A 15,279-nucleotide genomic window follows, 5' to 3' on the forward strand; every position below is an offset into this window, starting at 1 on the left:
ACAGAAAAGCCCCGCACTGGTCGCAGCTACTGCTGACAACCGGCGCGGAGCTTCCCGTGATGCTGGCTGGCCCCGGCGAACGTTTTCGCCAGGGCCGCGCAGTTGCTAGAGGTATCTGCCCAGGTTCAGCTCTACGTCGCCGGGCTGGTGCAGGCCCTGGCCGAGCAGGCGCTTGATGCGGGTTTGCACGGGAGCCGTCGCCAGCGACTGGAAGAAGCGCGTCTGCGAATCCATCAGCTGCTGGTTGTCGGGCAGTACGGCCCGTTCGTTCAGGCTGGCTTTGATGGCGGCCACGGCCACCTTATCGAACGAGGCAATGCGCTGGGCCAGATTTTCCACGAAGCCGTCCAGCTCGCGGTCGGGAATGGCGCGGTTGACCCAGCCGTACTGGGCGGCGGTGTCGGCGTCGTAGTCCTGGCCGCTCACGATGATTTCCAGCGCCCGGGCTTTGCCGGTGAGCAGGTGCAGGCGCTCCAGGCCGCCGCCGCCGGGAAACGTGCCGATGCCTACTTCCGGCTGCGACAGAATCGCCTTTTCCTTGCTGGCAAAGCGCATATCGAAGCCCTGGGCAAACTCGCTGCCCAGGCCCCGCGCCCGGCCCCGAATGAGAGCAATGCTCACGAACGGGGCCTGCTCCAGCCGTTTGGCAATATCGGGCCACGAGGCCGAGAGGCCGGTGCGGCCGAGTCCCTTCGGATAGCCGGCGGGGTTGATGAGCTCGGCGTGGGCCACGAAGAAGTCCGGATTGGCGCTTTCAAACACCACTACCTGCAGGTCTTCGTTGGCTTCCAGCTCGTCCATCAGCGGCATCAGTTGCTGGGAAAACTCGCCGTCGAATACGTTCAGGGGCGGATGATTGAACGCGACTTTCCAGTAAGCCGCGCTGATTCTGTTGATGGTGAAAATCATCGGATTCAGGGAGTTTTGGTTAGTAGTAGGCGGGACTTATTGCACCGCCACTTTACTGGCGGCCTCGCCGATGAAGGCGGCCACTTTTGCCGGCTGCGAAAGCATGGGGACGTGGCTGGTTTTGAGCTCAAGCGTGGTGGCCTTGATTTTTTTGGCCAGGGTGCGCTCCAGGTCGGGATTAATCATGCGGTCCTCGGCGGCCACGATGTACCACGAGGGCTTGGTTTGCCAGGCGGCGGCCGAGATTTTATCGCCCACGGCGCGGGCGGCCCACGGCCCCTGGGTAACGAAAATGAGTTTGCTTTCGGCCGCCGGCAGGTCCTGGGCAAAGTCTTTGGTGGCCCCTTCGCGGGTCAGGCTATAGAAGCCCGCGGCATCGGCTTTGTAGGCATTGACACCCGCGGGCGGCGGGGCCGTCTGGGCCATTTCGCCAAACGACTGGCCCGCATCGGGGGCGCCGGCGGCCACGTAGAGCAGGCCCGCTACCCTGGGGTCGTTGCCGGCTTCGGTGATGACGGCCCCGCCCCAGGAATGGCCCACGAGCAGCACCGGGCCGTTTTGCAGGGCGATGGCGCGCTTGGTGGCGGCCACATCGTCGGCCAGCGAGGTAAGCGGGTTCTGCACGGCAATGACGTTGTAGCCTTTGGCTTCGAGCAGCGGAATGATTTTGGCCCAACTGGAGCCATCGGCAAACGCGCCGTGCACCAGCACAATGTTTTTAACTCCGGTAACGGCGGCCGGCGCGCTGGCTGGCGTGGCCTCCTTTGAGGAAGTACCGGCCATCAGCATGCCGCTGAATGCGCCCAGCAGGGCGACGTGAAAAGCTTTCATAATAAGGAGGATAAAAGTGTTTAGTGCGGTTGTTCGCGAGCGCATCCGAGCGGGGGTGCTACCCATGAGCGGCTCTGCAAAACCACTCATGGGTAGCGGGATGGTGACGCATAAGAACCCGTCGAACCGCTCCGCTCAGGGCTTACTTCAGGTGCGCCCGCAGCATCCAGGCTATTTTCTCGTGCTTTTCGAGCAGGCCGGTCACGAAGTCGCTGGTGCCCGCATCCCGGTGCGCGGTCTGAAACTGGTCGATGTTTCCCCGAATGAATTCGATAATACTCTCGTGGTCTTGCAGCAGCCCGCGAATCAGGCTCCGGCTGTCGTTGCCGCTGCTTTCCTGTTCGGTCAGGTGCGTGAGCTGCAAAAAGCTTTTCAGCGACGCTGGCGCGTAGTGGCCCAGTTGCCGGATGCGCTCGGCCACGTCGTCGGCCATAGCGGCGGCCTGCTGGTACAGGTCCTCGAAATACAGGTGCATGCTGTGGAAATCAGGTCCTTCCAGGTTCCAGTGCGCCCGCAGGGTTTTGGTGTAGAGCACAAACTCATCGGCCAGTAACTTGGCCAGCTGGTGCGCCACAACTTCCCGGTTTTCGGCAGAAATTCCGATGGTGGTTTTCATGACAAATACGCGGTGAAAGCCGACCAGATTACCCGAGGCGGGCCTGCAGCTCGGCCGCCGCGTGCACGAACAAGGACCGCACCGCCGGCACCTCGGCCAGGCCGTTGAGCAAGCCAAAGTCGTGAATCATGCCGTTGTAGCGGATGGTGGTGGCGGGCACCCCGGCCGCGCTCAGCTTGCGGCCGTAGGCTTCGCCCTCGTCGCGCAGCACGTCATTTTCGGCCACCTGAATGAGCGCCGGGGGCAGGTCGCGCAGTTCCTCGATGGTGGCGTGCAGCGGCGAGGCATAAATCTGGGTGCGCTGGGCAGGGTCGGCGATGTACATGTCGTACATCCACTTCATCAGCGGCGTGGTCAGGAACCGGTCCTGGCCGAACTGCTGGTAGGACTCCGTCTCAAAATTCGCATCCACGATGGGCCACATCAGGATTTGGGCCTTGATGTGCGGGCCGCCTTTGGCCTTGGCCTGCAGGGTGGTGACGGCCGTCATGTTGCCGCCCACGCTGTTGCCTACCACGGCCAGGTTCTGGCCGTCCACGTTGATTTCGGCCCCGTTTTCGGCCACCCATTTGGTGGCGGCGTAGATTTCGTTGATGGCCTGCGGAAACTGCGCGTCCGGCGTGGGCGTGTAGTTCACAAACACGGCGGCGTAGCCCGAGAGCACCACCAGGTCGCGCACCATGCGCTGGTGGGTGGGAAAATCGCCGAGCACCCAGCCGCCGCCGTGGATGAAGATGAACACCGGCAGCTCCGTACCGGCGGTGCCGGTGGGGCGCACGATGTGCAGCGGCACGGTGTAGCCGTCCTGCGTGATGGTTTTCTGGCTTACTTCAATGCCCGACAAATCCACATTGACCGACGCCTGGGCATCGACCAGCACCTGCCGCGCCTGCAAGGGCGTGAGGGTTTCGAGGCCGGGGCCGCCGTTGTTCAGGCCTTTGAGGAAGGTGATGACCTGCGGGTCGAGGTTCGGGTCGGTGGCGAAATCGCGCACTGTAGCAATGGTGGTGTTTTCAGCGAATGCGTTCATGGTGTTGATGGGTTAAATGGTGAAAAAAGTTGAAGGTGTAGTTGGGAAAAAAGCGGGGCTGCGCCAGGGAGGGCGCCACTCCAAAAAGGTGTTGCTATCGCTCGCAATCGACTACCAATCAGCCTACAGCGCGACGACCACCTTGCCCTGCGTCGTGCCGCTTTCCACCAGCCGTAGCGCCTCGGGCAGCTCAGCAAATGGCAGGCGTTGTGACACATGGGATTTCAGGCGACCATCGGCGAGCCGCTCGGCGATTTGCTGCATGTCGGCCCCGTTCGAAGTGACCAGAAAGAAGTAACCGTGCACGCCTTTGGCCGCGGCGCGCTCCGTCGTGTCGGGGCTCAGCGGGCTGGAAATACTGATGAGCGTGCCGCCGGGCTTCACCACGTTCAGGGAGCGGGCCAGGTTGTCGCCGCCAATGGTATCGAGCACCACGTCAACGGTTTGCACGACATCTTCAAACCGCACCTGGGTGTAGTCGACGTGCTCATCGGCCCCGAGCGACAGCACGAAATCACGCTTGGCCGCCGATGAGGTCCCGATAACGTAGGCCCCGAGCGACTTGGCGAGCTGCACGGCAAAGTGCCCTACCCCGCCGGCCGCCGCGTGAATGAGCACCCGCTGGCCCGCTTGCACATTGGCTCTGGTCACCAGCGTCTGCCAGGCCGTGAGGGCGGCCAGCGTGGCGGCGGCCGCTGCTTCGTGCGAGCTACTGGCGGGCTTGCGGGCCAGGTGGGCGGCCGGCGCGGCCACGTACTCGGCGTAAGCGCGGCCGTGGCCGGGGAAGTTGACCATGCCAAACACTTCGTCGCCGGGCTTAACCGATGACACCTCAGCCCCAACCTGCGTGACGATGCCCGAAATGTCCCAGCCCGGTATCACCGGCTGTTCCGCTTTCAGGTAGCCGTACACCCCCTGGCCGTGGGTGGTTTTGACATCGATGGGATTCAGGCTAAGGGCTTTTACCTGCACCAGCACCTCGGCAGCGCCGATGGCGGGGATGGGTAAGGCGGTGATTTGGAGGCTGCCGGGACCAGTGGTGCCCGAGAGAGTGAAAGCGTGCATGCTAAAATGAAGAAGTATGTGCACAAGGCGGTGCGCCAAGGCGGGTGGTGGATTCTGCGTTTTATTATTGCCTCACCAGGCCAGGCTGCTGGCAGAAGGTCAGGTTGTCTTCCAGGTGCCAGTCCTCGTAAACCCTGCCGGCGCGGAGGTGCAGCATGTCGATGGCCATGAAGCGAATGGCCTTGCCCGAAGCCGGGGGCGTCGCCAGCGGCCCCGTATTGTGCCCCGTAAGCAGCAGGCGGGCCACCGCTTTGTCGTTGGCCAGCGCCACGTCTTCCAGGGTGCATTTCAGGTCGGGCCCGGCGGTCAGCAGGTTTTTGGCGGCGGCTGGCCGGCCCGGCGGCAGGGCATTATCCTTGAAATCGGCGCTGACGGATGCGCGGGCATAGCGCACATCGCCGGGGTCTTCCGGAAGGGGTAGAACAGGCGGGCCGTGCGCAGCTGCTGCGCGGCCTGCGGCTCGGTCAGGGTGCCGGCCCGCGTCACGGGTTTAGGAACAGTAACGGGAGCCGGCGGCAAGTCCGGCTGGGTGGGCGCGGCCGGCCCGCTGACCCCCAGCAGCGCCAGGCCGGCGAACAGCACGAGTGGTTTCATGGCAGGGAAGTATTGAGTGAGTGAACCGGATAAAATCGACCGCCTGCGCTGCCCGGCGCACGGGACAAATCGAGGATGATGCGGCCCGGCAAGCAGGTGCTCCGGTTGGGCTATTGCTGCTTATCCGGTTTCCAAAGCCTGTGCCATTGGCCCGGCACCTCCCCTTTTGTGGGCGGCATAAAGAGCCTCAGCTGGCTGCAATGAGGCTTTTAAGCCTGAAAAAATGGATGTTGGGAGCCCCGCATTGCCCACCTGGCTCCAATGGGTCGGGCCGAATTGATTGGATATTCTCCAACAGAGTGGAGGCTGCCGTGCCGCTTCGATGGCATGCGGTGGCCGGTCATTGCCCCTGCGTCATTCTGTATCAGAACTTCCTCCTTTTGTATCAGCCCGGCGCCTGGTTGGGGCCGGAATTTTGTGCTATCACTCAACCACTAATACTGAGATGGCAAAGACAATCTTCATTACCGGCGCTTCCCGCGGATTCGGGAAAATTTGGGCCGAGGCTTTTTTGAAACGCGGCGACAACGTCGTCGCCACTTCCCGCAACGTGGCCGGCCTGCAAGACCTGGCCGATACCTACGACGCGGCCTTTCTGCCGCTGGCCCTCGACATCACTGACCGCGCCCAGAGTGTGGCCGTGGTGCAGCAGGCCAAAGCCCATTTCGGTACCCTCGACGTGGTGATTAACAATGCGGGCTACGGCGTATTCGGGGCCGTGGAGGAAATCAGCGAGCAGGAAGCCCGCGACATTATCGACGCCAATTTGCTGGGCACGCTCTGGGTGACGCAGGCGGCGCTGCCCATCTTCCGGGCGCAGGGCCACGGGCATATCATTCAGCTGTCGAGCATTCTGGGTGTGAACACCGCCCAGACGCTGGGCATTTACAGCGCCACCAAGTTTGCGGTGGAAGGCCTGAGCGAAGCCCTCTACCTGGAGGTGAAAGACCTCGGCATCCACGTTACGCTCGTGGAGCCCAACGGCTTCAAAACGGATTTCGGCGGCACCTCGGCGGTGCAAAGCCAGCCCATTGCGGCCTACGACAAGGTGAAAGAGGCGCTGTGGGCCATCCCCAGCTTCGCCCCCGACAACTACGGCGACCCGCTGGCCACCGTGCCGGCCATCCTCCAGCTCGTGGACTCAGAGAACCCGCCGCTGCGCCTGTTCCTGGGACGCGATGCTTATCCCTGGGCGCAGCAGGTATACGGCGAGCGGCTGGCTACCTGGGAAACGTGGAAGGACGTGGCCGTGGAAGCGCACGGCTAATCCACGCGCCCCGCTGGCGTGATAACGGCCCCTGTTCCTGGGTAGGATGGGGGCCGTTTTGGTTGCCATACTTTATGCGCGCTTGGTTGTTATTTGTCCCACCATGAAGCATTTCAAAACCATCAGCGAGTTTCATCGCACCAGCGGCTATGCCCCGGCCGAGCATCCGTTGCTGAGCTTGGTGACCTGTGAGGAATTAACGCACTGCTCGTTCGGCAGCAGCCCGATTACCACGGACTTCTACGTAATCAGCCTGAAGAAAATTAAGGCGGGCAACTTTCTCTACGGCAAAACCAACTACGACCACGACGCCGGCTCGCTCTCGTTTGTGAAGCCCAGGCAGGCGATGGGAATCGACGACATTGAGCTGACCGAAAAGGCCTTTATGCTCTTCATTCACGAAGACTACCTACTCGGCCACCCGCTGCACACCGAGATAAAAAAGTACGGCTACTTCGACTACGAAGCCAACGAGGCGCTGCACCTGGCCCCACGCGAAGAGCGGATAATGTGGGACTTATACGACAAGATTGACCTTGAATACCGCAACAACCAGGATGAGTACAGCCGCGACATTATCCTGACGCACCTCGACTCGCTGCTGAAATATTCGCAGCGCTTCTACAAGCGGCAGTTTCTCAACCGCAGTCCGCTGTCGGGCACCACCGCCTCGCGGTTTACTGCTATACTGACGGCCTATTTCGAGCGCGGCCTGCTGCAGCAGCAAGGCCTGCCCACCGTGAAACACCTGGCCGACCAGCTGCACACCTCGCCGCGCTACCTCACCGATTTGCTGAAGCAGGAAACCGGCAAAACGGCCCTCGACCACATTCACCTGTTTTTGCTGGCCGAGGCTAAAAACCTGCTCATCAGCACCGACAATACCATTGCCCAGACCGCCTACCAGCTCGGCTTCGAGAACCCGCCCTATTTCTCCCGGCTATTCAAGAAGGAAACGGGCCTCACGCCGCACGAGTACCGGGCACAGTTCCTGAACTGAATTCACACGGCAGCAGCTGCTGCTGTCCTCCATTCCATTGGAGAATCTCCAATAAGCGTGAGCTGAACCATTGAAGGCTGATGGGCGGAGCCGCTTCCTCCACAAGCCGTCTGCTATATAAAACAACTGGTTTTGAGGATGGGGCAGCGTTTGATTGTCTCACGGCACACCTTTCACAGCAGCTGGTATAGACTTTGAAAAGCCGGGTATGCCCAACTGGCCAGGATGACTGCTCGGGACCATTTCCCAACTGAAAGTGCTGTTGCTCCGAGCCAGTATTTTACCTTAGTCGTCAGCGCAGGCAAGCACACGCCCTTAGCTGCCCCAGCCTTTACTCACCCGCTTCTGCGCCCTTGTTATGCTCCCCACGCCCGCCCTCTCAACGCTTCCCCCGCTGCTCATTGTCGAAGACGAGTTCGTGATTGCCAATGGCTTGCGGCGCGTTTTGGAAAAGGAAGGGTATCAGGTAACGGGCATTGCCGTATCGGTGGAAAAAGCGAAGGCCCTGGTGGTCGAGCAGCGCCCGAGCATCGTGCTGCTCGACATCTTTCTCAAGGGTGAGGAAACGGGTATCGACCTGGCCTACTGGCTGAAGGAACAGGATATTCCATTCGTGTTTTTATCGGCTAACCTGACCGATGGCGTACTGAAAGAGGCCACCGTGACCGAGCCGTACGGTTTCCTCAATAAGCCCTTCCGCGAAAAGGACGTGCTGAGCACCCTCGAAATTGCCCGCTACCGCCACGCCCACAGCGCCGAGGCCAAGCTGCGGCAGCAGCAGAGCATTCAAATGGCCGTCAACAACGCCATCGTCACGCTGCACGACCGCGACCAGCTCTGCCTGGCCATTGCCACCCAGCTGAATAAAGTGGTATCGTTCAGCATGTTCAGCCTGCGGCTGGCGCTGCCGGAGGAGTCGCTATTCTATTGGGTAACGCTGCAAAAAAACGCCGCCGGGGACTTCGAGCCGGTGTCGGTGCCCGTGCAGGCGCGTCGCGAAGCCATCCAAGAGTATCAGCGCAAACTAGCGGAGTCGCCGGCCGCCGCGCCGCCCGAAGAGGCAGGCCTTTTCATGGGGGCGGCTTTCGAGGCACTGTGCGCGCGCTACCTGCCTGCGCGGTGCAGCCGCGATGCGTTTGGCATGCACTCGCTGGCCCTGTTTCCGGTGGCGCTGAAGCAGCGGCGGCCATCCACTACCATCCAGTTGGATTGTGATGAGCCAGCGGGCTTCACGCCCAAAGACTACGAGGCCGTCGAGCTGATTATTCCGCAGGTGGCGCTGGCGCTGGACAATCTGCTGGCCAGCGAGGAAATCGAGGCCCGCCGCCAGCTGAAAGCCACCGAGCTGGCCGTGGTGCGCGCCTTTCAAAACGGCCAGGACGTGGCCGAAACCACCCGCCACGTAGCCGCCGCCATTCACGAGCTGTTGCCGATTGACGTGCTTTGCATTTACTGGCCCGACCAGCTGCCGGACATCATCATGGCCGATGCCACGGTGGAGCGGCAGGCCAACGGCTTTGAAATGCCGGCCGCCGAGCGCATTGTTCCGCCCGCCGAGGTCATTGAGAGTGCGGCCTGGCAGCAGGCCTGGGCCGCGCTGCCCGCGGAGCTAAGTACCCTGGGCGTGTTTGTGGGCGAAGCATACGACGAGATGCAGGCGCGTAACGCGGCCATCCAGCATTCGGCCGGGATACTGGCCACCAAGTCGCTCATCTGCGTGCCCATTGCGCTTAAAAACAACCGGGCGGTGTCGCTGCTGGTGGCTAGCCGAACGGCCTTCGCCTTCACCGAGCGCGATTTGCGCACCATGCAAAGCCTGGGCGAACAGGTGGCGCTGGGCCTGGAAAACCTGCTGGCCTTCGAGCGCATCCGGCTGCTGAGCGAGCAGCTGGAGCGGGAGAATATCTACCTGACCGAGGAAATCAAAATCAGCCAGACTTTCGGCGAAATCATCGGCACCAGTCCGGCCATGCTCAACATCTTCAACAGCATCGGCCAGGTAGCGCCCACCGATTTCACGGTGCTGGTGCTGGGCGAAACCGGCACCGGCAAAGAGCTGATTGCGCGGGCCGTGCACAACGTATCGAAGCGCAAAGACCATCCGATGGTGAAAGTGAACTGCGCGGCCCTGCCCGCCCAGCTCATTGAATCGGAGCTGTTCGGGCATGAAAAAGGCAGCTACACCGGCGCTACCGACCAGCGCATCGGCAAGTTTGAAATGGCCCATAAAGGCACCATTTTTCTGGATGAAATCGGCGAGCTGCCGCTGGAACTGCAGGCCAAGCTGCTGCGCGTGCTGCAGGAAGGCGAAATTGAGCGGCTGGGCGGCAAAGGCATTATCCACGTCGATGTGCGCGTGATTGCGGCCACCAACCGCAACCTGCTGCAGGAAGTGGCCGCCGGCCGCTTCCGCTCCGACCTCTACTACCGGCTCAACGTCTTTCCGGTGCTGGTGCCGCCGCTGCGCGAACGCCGGGACGACATCTTGCCGCTGGCCATGCACTTCCTCCAGAAAATCAGCAAAAAGATGGGCAAGCCCCTCACCGGCATCGCCCAGTCGACCCTGCAACAGCTGCGCCAGTACCCCTGGCCCGGCAACATCCGGGAGATGGAGCACGTGCTGGAGCGGGCGGCCATTCTGTCCCGCACCCCGACCGTGGAGCTGGCCGAGCCGCTGCAAGCGCCGCCTTCGCCACCCGCACCAGCGTCTAAAGAGCCCGCCGCCCGCCTCACCCAACCGCTGGACGACGCCATGCGCGAAACCATTCTGGCGGCGCTGGCCCAAACGCACTACCGCATTCGGGGCGCGGGCGGCGCGGCCGAGCTGCTCGACATCAAGCCCACGACGCTGGAAGCCCGCATGAAAAAGCTGAAAATCGGCCCGGCCAGCTAGTTTTTCTGAGCCGGCGGCGCTTCGGCGGCTTTGCGGGCTCCCTCAAATTCGAGGCAGATGCACACGCCCGCTGCTGGGGGAAAGGTCAGGTCCGCTTCGATTTGCTCGCTCAGGCCCGTAATCAGGGTCAGGCCCATCGTGCGGCTGGCGGCCAGGTTGAACCCCGCCGGCAGGCCCACGCCGTCATCGGCCAGGGTCAGGCGGTAGCGCTGGTCGGGCAGCTGCCTCAAGCCAACGCGGATGGTGCCGGGCCGGGAATCAGGGAAGGCATATTTGAGGGAATTGGTCACGGCCTCGTTGATAATCAGGCCCAGCGGCGTGGCCAGGGCCACATCCAGCTCGATGGGGGCAATGTCGAGCTGCTCCTGCACCGATTCGCTATGAAACGAGGCGAGCAAGTGCTCGACAATCTCGCGGATGTATTCCGGCATGTCCACCCGCGCCAGGTTTTGCGCCTGGTAGAGCTTCTGGTGCACCAGGGCCATGGCCTGCACCCGGTTCTGGCTTTCCCGAATGATGGCCAGCGTGCGGGGCTCCTGCAGCTGGTCGATTTGCGAGTTCAGCAGCTCGCTCACAATCTGCAGGTTGTTTTTCACGCGGTGGTGGATTTCCTTCAGCATCCACTCCTTTTCCACCAGCAGGCCCTCCTTCTCGGTCAGCAGCTCTTCCTTCTCGCCCAGCACCTGCTCCAGGTCCTGGTTTTTCTGGTTGATTTCCCGCTGCTTTTCCTCCAGCAGCTCGGTGCTGCGCCTTTTCAGCCGGGCGCGGTTGTAGCTCACGCCCAGCAGCAGCACCAGCAGCACGGCTCCGCCCAGCGTGGCGTTGCGCTGCCACTCGCGCTGGCGCAGGCCGGCCTGCTGCACCTGGGTTTGCCGGGTCAGCAGCTGAATACTCTGCTCCTTCTTTTTCGTGTCGTACTGAATTTGCAGCGCGGCAATCTGCTTGCTCTTCGTGGTGCTGAAGACCGAATCATTCAGCGCTTTGTATTGCTGGTAATGCACAATAGCCGCGGGGAAGCGCGCCTGCGCAGAATCAACCCTGAACAGCAGCAAATGAATGTCCGCGGTTTGCGGCAGCGTTCCTACCTGCGAAGACAGGCTGAGGGACTTGGTCAAATACGTGCGGGCCGGCGCGTACTGCTTCGTAAGCCAGTAAAACTTGCCCACATTGTAGTACACCAGCAGCCGGTCGACCTCTTTCACGCTGGGCTTCAGTGCCCGCAGCATCTTCGCGTAACACTTTTCGGCCTCGGCATACATGCGGAGGGCCGTGTATGAGCGGGCCAGATAGTAGAGTAGTTGCCCCTGGTCAGTCACTTTGGCGCGGTAGGCCTTATCGTTCATCACCCGCAGCAGGATATCCAGCGCCGGCCGGGGCTTGTGCTGCAGAAGCAAAATCTCAGAAATATGCCCGGCAATGGGCATTGCGTAGGCTTCACGGCCGGGCTGCGAAGCGCTGGCAAAGGCTTTTTGATTGTAGAAAAGGGCATTATCCAGTTGATTCAACTCTTTATAAATGCCTGCCACGCGGCTATAAAACAGGGTAATATCCGTCGTGTCGTGGGTTGCTTTGGCGCTTTCCAATGCCGTCAGGCCGTATTGCAGGGCGGCCTGATAGTTTCCGAGCTGCCGGTGGGCATACAGCAGCAGGTCGTAGCAGTAGTGCAGCCGCTGGTAGCCAACGGAGCGGTACAGGGCGATGGCCTGCGTAAGCTCGGTGATGGCCTGGGCCGGGCTGCCTTGCAAAATGTGGAGGCCGGCCATGCTTTCCACCATGTAGGCTTCCTCCAACTTGTTGGGCAGCTGCCGGTACAAGGCTCTTGCCCGCTCGAAGTAGCCGAGCACCAACGGCAGGTTTGCGGCCACTGGCGGATAGGCATTGCCCAGGTAGCTCCACCCTTGCGCTTCCAGCCACTTGTTTCCCTCTTTACTGCTCAGGCGGATGGCCTCCCGCAGGAGTTGCCGGGCAGCCTCCTCCTCGTGGTTGCTGATGCTAATGCGGCCCAATGCCTGCAAGCTCCTGATTTGCCCTTCGGCGGCATGCAGGCGGAGGCTCAGGGCCTGGGCTTGTTTGCTGTAGAAGGAGGCACTGTCTAGTGCAGCGTCCAGCTGCTCATTCCTGTCAATGAGGGCGTCGCTCAGCCGGAGCAGTGCCTGGAGGCGTGCGGTGGTGCCGGGTGCGCTATGCCACAGCTGCGCCTGCAGCGAATCGACGACGGCTTTGCCGGGTGCCGGGTGCAACGATTCGGCCCAGCCCGGGGCGCCGATAGTGCAGGCCAGGAGCAGCAAGAGGAATGATTTCAGCATAGGCGGGAGGAAGCCGGACGGCTGTTAAATGTATTGAATCGGGCCGACAGCGGCCGGACCGGACAGGCGGCACTGCGTGCTCGCCATGCGGGGAAACAAGTATCATGCAGCCTTTACCCGCTACATGGCCGCGCAGCCTGAGCACGCCGGCATTGGGCAGCAGATAAGCAAGGCAACTGGCTGGCAATCTGAACAATGTTACTGGCAAGCAGGCCGACATTCTCCGGGCAGAAGCTGGCTCCGGGCTGGCTCGTTGCGGCTGGCCCATCGGCTTCCGGTTGCGAGGCTCCAACAGAGTGGAGAATATCCAAAAACAGCGCCCTCCAAAGCGGATTGGAGCAGCGTGGCCGCGCCGGGCCAAAACCAATACGTCGCGCTAAAAACCTCATTTGGAGCCAATGGAAGCACTTTCCTCGGGAGGAAGGCTTCTGGCACGCGGCCCGTGGTACAGTCCTTGGATTGGGACAGGCACAGCAACACCCAGCTTCCGGCAGCCACCCTGGCCCCGCGGAGGCGGCTTACCGGGCGCAAGCCGGCTACTTACGCACCTACTCCTATGAGGCAACTTCTAACTTTCCATCCGGCCCTGGATATTTCTTACCGCAGCCAGGAACATGTGCTGGTGGTGCGCTGGCGCAGCCAACCGCTCGACGATGCCGAATACAAGGCCAGCTACCGCCAGGTGCTGGCAATGGCCGTGCAGTACAACTGCCGCTTCTGGCTGCTCGATACCCGCCGCAGCCCCACCAACTGCCCCCGGCGGGCCCAGTGGCTGCTCGAAGAGTTTTGCCCCGAGGTAACCGCCGCCTTCCGGGCGGCCGAGCAGGTGTACGGGGCCTACCTGGTTTTTCCCACGCACGTGCCCTACTACACCGATACGGTGCTGCCGCTGCTGGCCCACCCCGCCAACACCGGCTACCGGGCCGCCGCCTTCATCGAAGAGGGCCTGACCAATACCTGGATTCGCAACCAACAATAAAGGCAACGTCCGGCCGGACAGTCGATTTTCCATTATTCTCTCCATTTTATCCGCACCCGATGCAACAAAAAGTATGGCTCATCACCGGAGCCACGAAGGGCTTTGGCTTCGAAATCACCAAAGCGGCCCTCGATTCGGGCGACCAGGTTATTGCCACGGTGCGCAGCCAGCCCGAAGCGCTGGCCACGGCCCTCCATCACCATTCCAACCTGTTCACGGCTCAGATGGACGTGACCGATGAGGCGCAGGTGCAACAGGCCGTGCGCCAGGGCGTGGCCCACTTCGGCCGGCTCGATGTGGTGGTCAACAACGCCGGCTACGGCCTGGTGGCCGCCCTCGAAGAAGCTACCGACGCGGAAGTACGCCGGCAGTACGACACCAACGTGTTTGGCGTGCTGAACGTGGTGCGGGCCGTGCTGCCCGTCCTGCGCCGGCAGCGGGCCGGCTACCTCGTCAACATCTCGTCCATCGACGCGCACGGGGCCTTTCCGGGCTGGGGCGTGTACGGGTCTACCAAGTTTGCGCTGGAGGGTATTTCCAGGGGGCTGGCGGTGGAACTGGCCCCGTTCGGGATTCGGGTCACGACGGTGGCGCCGGGCCTGTTCCGCACCGATTTTCTGGGGCCGCAGTCGCGGGCCGTTGCCAGCCGGCCCATTGCCGACTACGAGGCGACGGCCGTGGGCGACATGTACGCCAATGTCGGCCTCCTGCACGGCAACGAGCCCGGCGACCCCAAAAAGCTGGCCCGCATCGTGGTCGATTTGGCCCGCATCGAGCAGCCGCCCGCCCAGCTGCTGCTGGGCAAAGATGCCGTGGCCTTTTACCAGACCAACGTGGCCGACACGGTGCGGGAGATGGAGCAGTGGCTGCCCCTTTCGACCAGCACCGACCTCGACAATGCTTAACGTCAAGCCTTTTTCACCGCCTTTTCCAATCAAAACCATGAACCATTTACTCGCCCTCACCCTCAACGCCCACGGCGGCCTTGACCGGTGGAATGAACTGAAAACCCTTTCGGCCCACCTCACGCAGGGCGGCATCCTGTGGGGCATGAAAGGCCACGCCGGGATGATTGACGACGTCAACGTCACCATCGACCTGCACCAGCCCTGGACTTCACACACGCCCTTCGGCGCCCCCAACTACCGCACCTCGGTCACGCCCGACCGGGTTGTTATCGAAACCACGGGCGGCGAGCTGGTCGAGGACCTGGCCAACCCGCGCGCCTCCTTCGCCGGTTACGAGCTGCAAACGCCGTGGAGCAATCTGCAGCTAGCCTACTTCGTGGGCTACGCCATGTGGAACTACCTCACGGCCCCGTTCAGCTTCGTGCGGCCCGGCTTCGAGGTGAAGGAGCTGAGCCCGTGGGAAGAAGACGGCCAGACGCTGCGCCGCCTGCAAGTCACCTTCCCGGCCGACGTGGCCACCCACAACCCGGTGCAAACCTTCTACATCGCCGCCAGCGGCCTGCTTTGGCGGCACGACTACAACGTGGACATCAACGGCGGCACGCCGGCCGTGCACTACTTCCACAACCACGTCACGGTAGCGGGCATCACGCTGCCCACCAAGCACCTGATTTACCTCCGCAACGCCGACCTGAGCCACAGCCCCGAGCCGCTGGTTGTATCCATCGAGCTGAGCGACATCAAGCTCCGCTAGGGCTGTATGACAATTGTCAGGCCGTCATGCTGAGCGGAGTCGAAGCATCTCTACCGCAGCGGTAATCCAATCGATGTAACGAAGCGAGGGCTGCTTCGACTTCGCTCGGCGTGACGGCCTCCTCAGC

14 protein-coding genes are annotated in these 15,279 nt (G+C 62.1%); 6 read left to right on the forward strand and 8 right to left on the reverse strand.

The genetic code is table 11. The features are described from left to right. Window positions 1–105 precede the first annotated feature (105 nt). From ACYVHT_RS01530 to ACYVHT_RS01560, 7 genes are all read right to left on the reverse strand, one after another. On the reverse strand, window positions 106–909 hold the full coding sequence (locus ACYVHT_RS01530) for an enoyl-CoA hydratase/isomerase family protein (RefSeq protein WP_460547232.1): 804 nt from the start codon (window positions 907–909) through the stop codon (window positions 106–108). 36 nt (window positions 910–945) lie between these two features. Further along, entirely contained in the window at window positions 946–1,740 is a 795-nt protein-coding gene (locus ACYVHT_RS01535) for an alpha/beta fold hydrolase (RefSeq protein ID WP_460547234.1), read from the reverse strand. A gap of 142 nt (window positions 1,741–1,882) precedes the next feature. After that, window positions 1,883–2,356, reverse strand: a complete 474-nt coding sequence (locus ACYVHT_RS01540) for a Dps family protein (protein ID WP_460547236.1) — start codon at window positions 2,354–2,356, stop codon at window positions 1,883–1,885. A gap of 28 nt (window positions 2,357–2,384) precedes the next feature. Further along, complete coding sequence (locus ACYVHT_RS01545) at window positions 2,385–3,386, reverse strand: alpha/beta hydrolase (protein WP_460547238.1); 1,002 nt, start codon at window positions 3,384–3,386, stop codon at window positions 2,385–2,387. 123 nt (window positions 3,387–3,509) lie between these two features. Continuing rightward, complete coding sequence (locus tag ACYVHT_RS01550) at window positions 3,510–4,451, reverse strand: NADP-dependent oxidoreductase (protein ID WP_460547240.1); 942 nt, start codon at window positions 4,449–4,451, stop codon at window positions 3,510–3,512. A gap of 64 nt (window positions 4,452–4,515) precedes the next feature. Next, a complete protein-coding gene (locus ACYVHT_RS01555; RefSeq protein ID WP_460547242.1) occupies window positions 4,516–4,845 on the reverse strand; it encodes an ester cyclase in 330 nt (109 codons plus the stop codon). Further along, complete coding sequence (locus ACYVHT_RS01560; RefSeq protein WP_460547244.1) at window positions 4,758–5,045, reverse strand: hypothetical protein; 288 nt, start codon at window positions 5,043–5,045, stop codon at window positions 4,758–4,760. The genes ACYVHT_RS01555 and ACYVHT_RS01560 overlap by 88 nt, the downstream gene beginning before the upstream one ends. A gap of 445 nt (window positions 5,046–5,490) precedes the next feature. Here ACYVHT_RS01560 and ACYVHT_RS01565 point away from each other — a divergent pair, with 445 nt between their 5' ends. The 3 genes from ACYVHT_RS01565 (at window position 5,491) to ACYVHT_RS01575 (ending at window position 10,205) form a co-directional block, all read left to right on the forward strand. Beyond that, a complete protein-coding gene (locus ACYVHT_RS01565; RefSeq protein WP_460547246.1) occupies window positions 5,491–6,312 on the forward strand; it encodes an SDR family NAD(P)-dependent oxidoreductase in 822 nt (273 codons plus the stop codon). Between the two features lie 103 nt (window positions 6,313–6,415). Continuing rightward, window positions 6,416–7,312, forward strand: coding sequence for a helix-turn-helix domain-containing protein (locus tag ACYVHT_RS01570; RefSeq protein ID WP_460547248.1), 897 nt, complete (start codon window positions 6,416–6,418; stop codon window positions 7,310–7,312). A gap of 358 nt (window positions 7,313–7,670) precedes the next feature. Continuing rightward, window positions 7,671–10,205 carry a sigma 54-interacting transcriptional regulator gene (locus ACYVHT_RS01575; RefSeq protein ID WP_460547250.1) on the forward strand — a complete coding sequence of 845 codons (2,535 nt, stop codon included), beginning with the start codon at window positions 7,671–7,673 and terminating at the stop codon, window positions 10,203–10,205. Here the strand turns inward: ACYVHT_RS01575 and ACYVHT_RS01580 are convergent. Beyond that, on the reverse strand, window positions 10,202–12,511 hold the full coding sequence (locus ACYVHT_RS01580; protein ID WP_460547252.1) for a tetratricopeptide repeat-containing sensor histidine kinase: 2,310 nt from the start codon (window positions 12,509–12,511) through the stop codon (window positions 10,202–10,204). The two genes, ACYVHT_RS01575 and ACYVHT_RS01580, sit on opposite strands and share 4 nt — an antisense overlap. A 556-nt stretch (window positions 12,512–13,067) precedes the next feature. Here ACYVHT_RS01580 and ACYVHT_RS01585 point away from each other — a divergent pair. The 3 genes from ACYVHT_RS01585 to ACYVHT_RS01595 are packed head-to-tail and all read left to right on the forward strand — an operon-like array spanning window position 13,068 to window position 15,152. Beyond that, entirely contained in the window at window positions 13,068–13,490 is a 423-nt protein-coding gene (locus tag ACYVHT_RS01585) for a hypothetical protein (protein ID WP_460547254.1), read from the forward strand. A 59-nt stretch (window positions 13,491–13,549) separates the two neighbouring features. Beyond that, entirely contained in the window at window positions 13,550–14,395 is an 846-nt protein-coding gene (locus tag ACYVHT_RS01590) for a Rossmann-fold NAD(P)-binding domain-containing protein (RefSeq protein WP_460547256.1), read from the forward strand. Window positions 14,396–14,432: 37 nt separating this feature from the next. Beyond that, complete coding sequence (locus tag ACYVHT_RS01595; protein ID WP_460547258.1) at window positions 14,433–15,152, forward strand: hypothetical protein; 720 nt, start codon at window positions 14,433–14,435, stop codon at window positions 15,150–15,152. Window positions 15,153–15,279: the final 127 nt, after the last annotated feature.

The organism is Hymenobacter daeguensis, from assembly GCF_054780555.1.

Coding starts and splice junctions, on each gene's coding strand:
- ACYVHT_RS01530 (WP_460547232.1), bottom strand. CDS start 909: ATGATTTTCACCATCAACAGAATCAGCGCGGCTTACTGGAAAGTCGCG.
- ACYVHT_RS01535 (WP_460547234.1), bottom strand. CDS start 1,740: ATGAAAGCTTTTCACGTCGCCCTGCTGGGCGCATTCAGCGGCATGCTG.
- ACYVHT_RS01540 (WP_460547236.1), bottom strand. CDS start 2,356: ATGAAAACCACCATCGGAATTTCTGCCGAAAACCGGGAAGTTGTGGCG.
- ACYVHT_RS01545 (WP_460547238.1), bottom strand. CDS start 3,386: ATGAACGCATTCGCTGAAAACACCACCATTGCTACAGTGCGCGATTTC.
- ACYVHT_RS01550 (WP_460547240.1), bottom strand. CDS start 4,451: ATGCACGCTTTCACTCTCTCGGGCACCACTGGTCCCGGCAGCCTCCAA.
- ACYVHT_RS01560 (WP_460547244.1), bottom strand. CDS start 5,045: ATGAAACCACTCGTGCTGTTCGCCGGCCTGGCGCTGCTGGGGGTCAGC.
- ACYVHT_RS01565 (WP_460547246.1), top strand. CDS start 5,491: ATGGCAAAGACAATCTTCATTACCGGCGCTTCCCGCGGATTCGGGAAA.
- ACYVHT_RS01570 (WP_460547248.1), top strand. CDS start 6,416: ATGAAGCATTTCAAAACCATCAGCGAGTTTCATCGCACCAGCGGCTAT.
- ACYVHT_RS01575 (WP_460547250.1), top strand. CDS start 7,671: ATGCTCCCCACGCCCGCCCTCTCAACGCTTCCCCCGCTGCTCATTGTC.
- ACYVHT_RS01580 (WP_460547252.1), bottom strand. CDS start 12,511: ATGCTGAAATCATTCCTCTTGCTGCTCCTGGCCTGCACTATCGGCGCC.
- ACYVHT_RS01585 (WP_460547254.1), top strand. CDS start 13,068: ATGAGGCAACTTCTAACTTTCCATCCGGCCCTGGATATTTCTTACCGC.
- ACYVHT_RS01590 (WP_460547256.1), top strand. CDS start 13,550: ATGCAACAAAAAGTATGGCTCATCACCGGAGCCACGAAGGGCTTTGGC.
- ACYVHT_RS01595 (WP_460547258.1), top strand. CDS start 14,433: ATGAACCATTTACTCGCCCTCACCCTCAACGCCCACGGCGGCCTTGAC.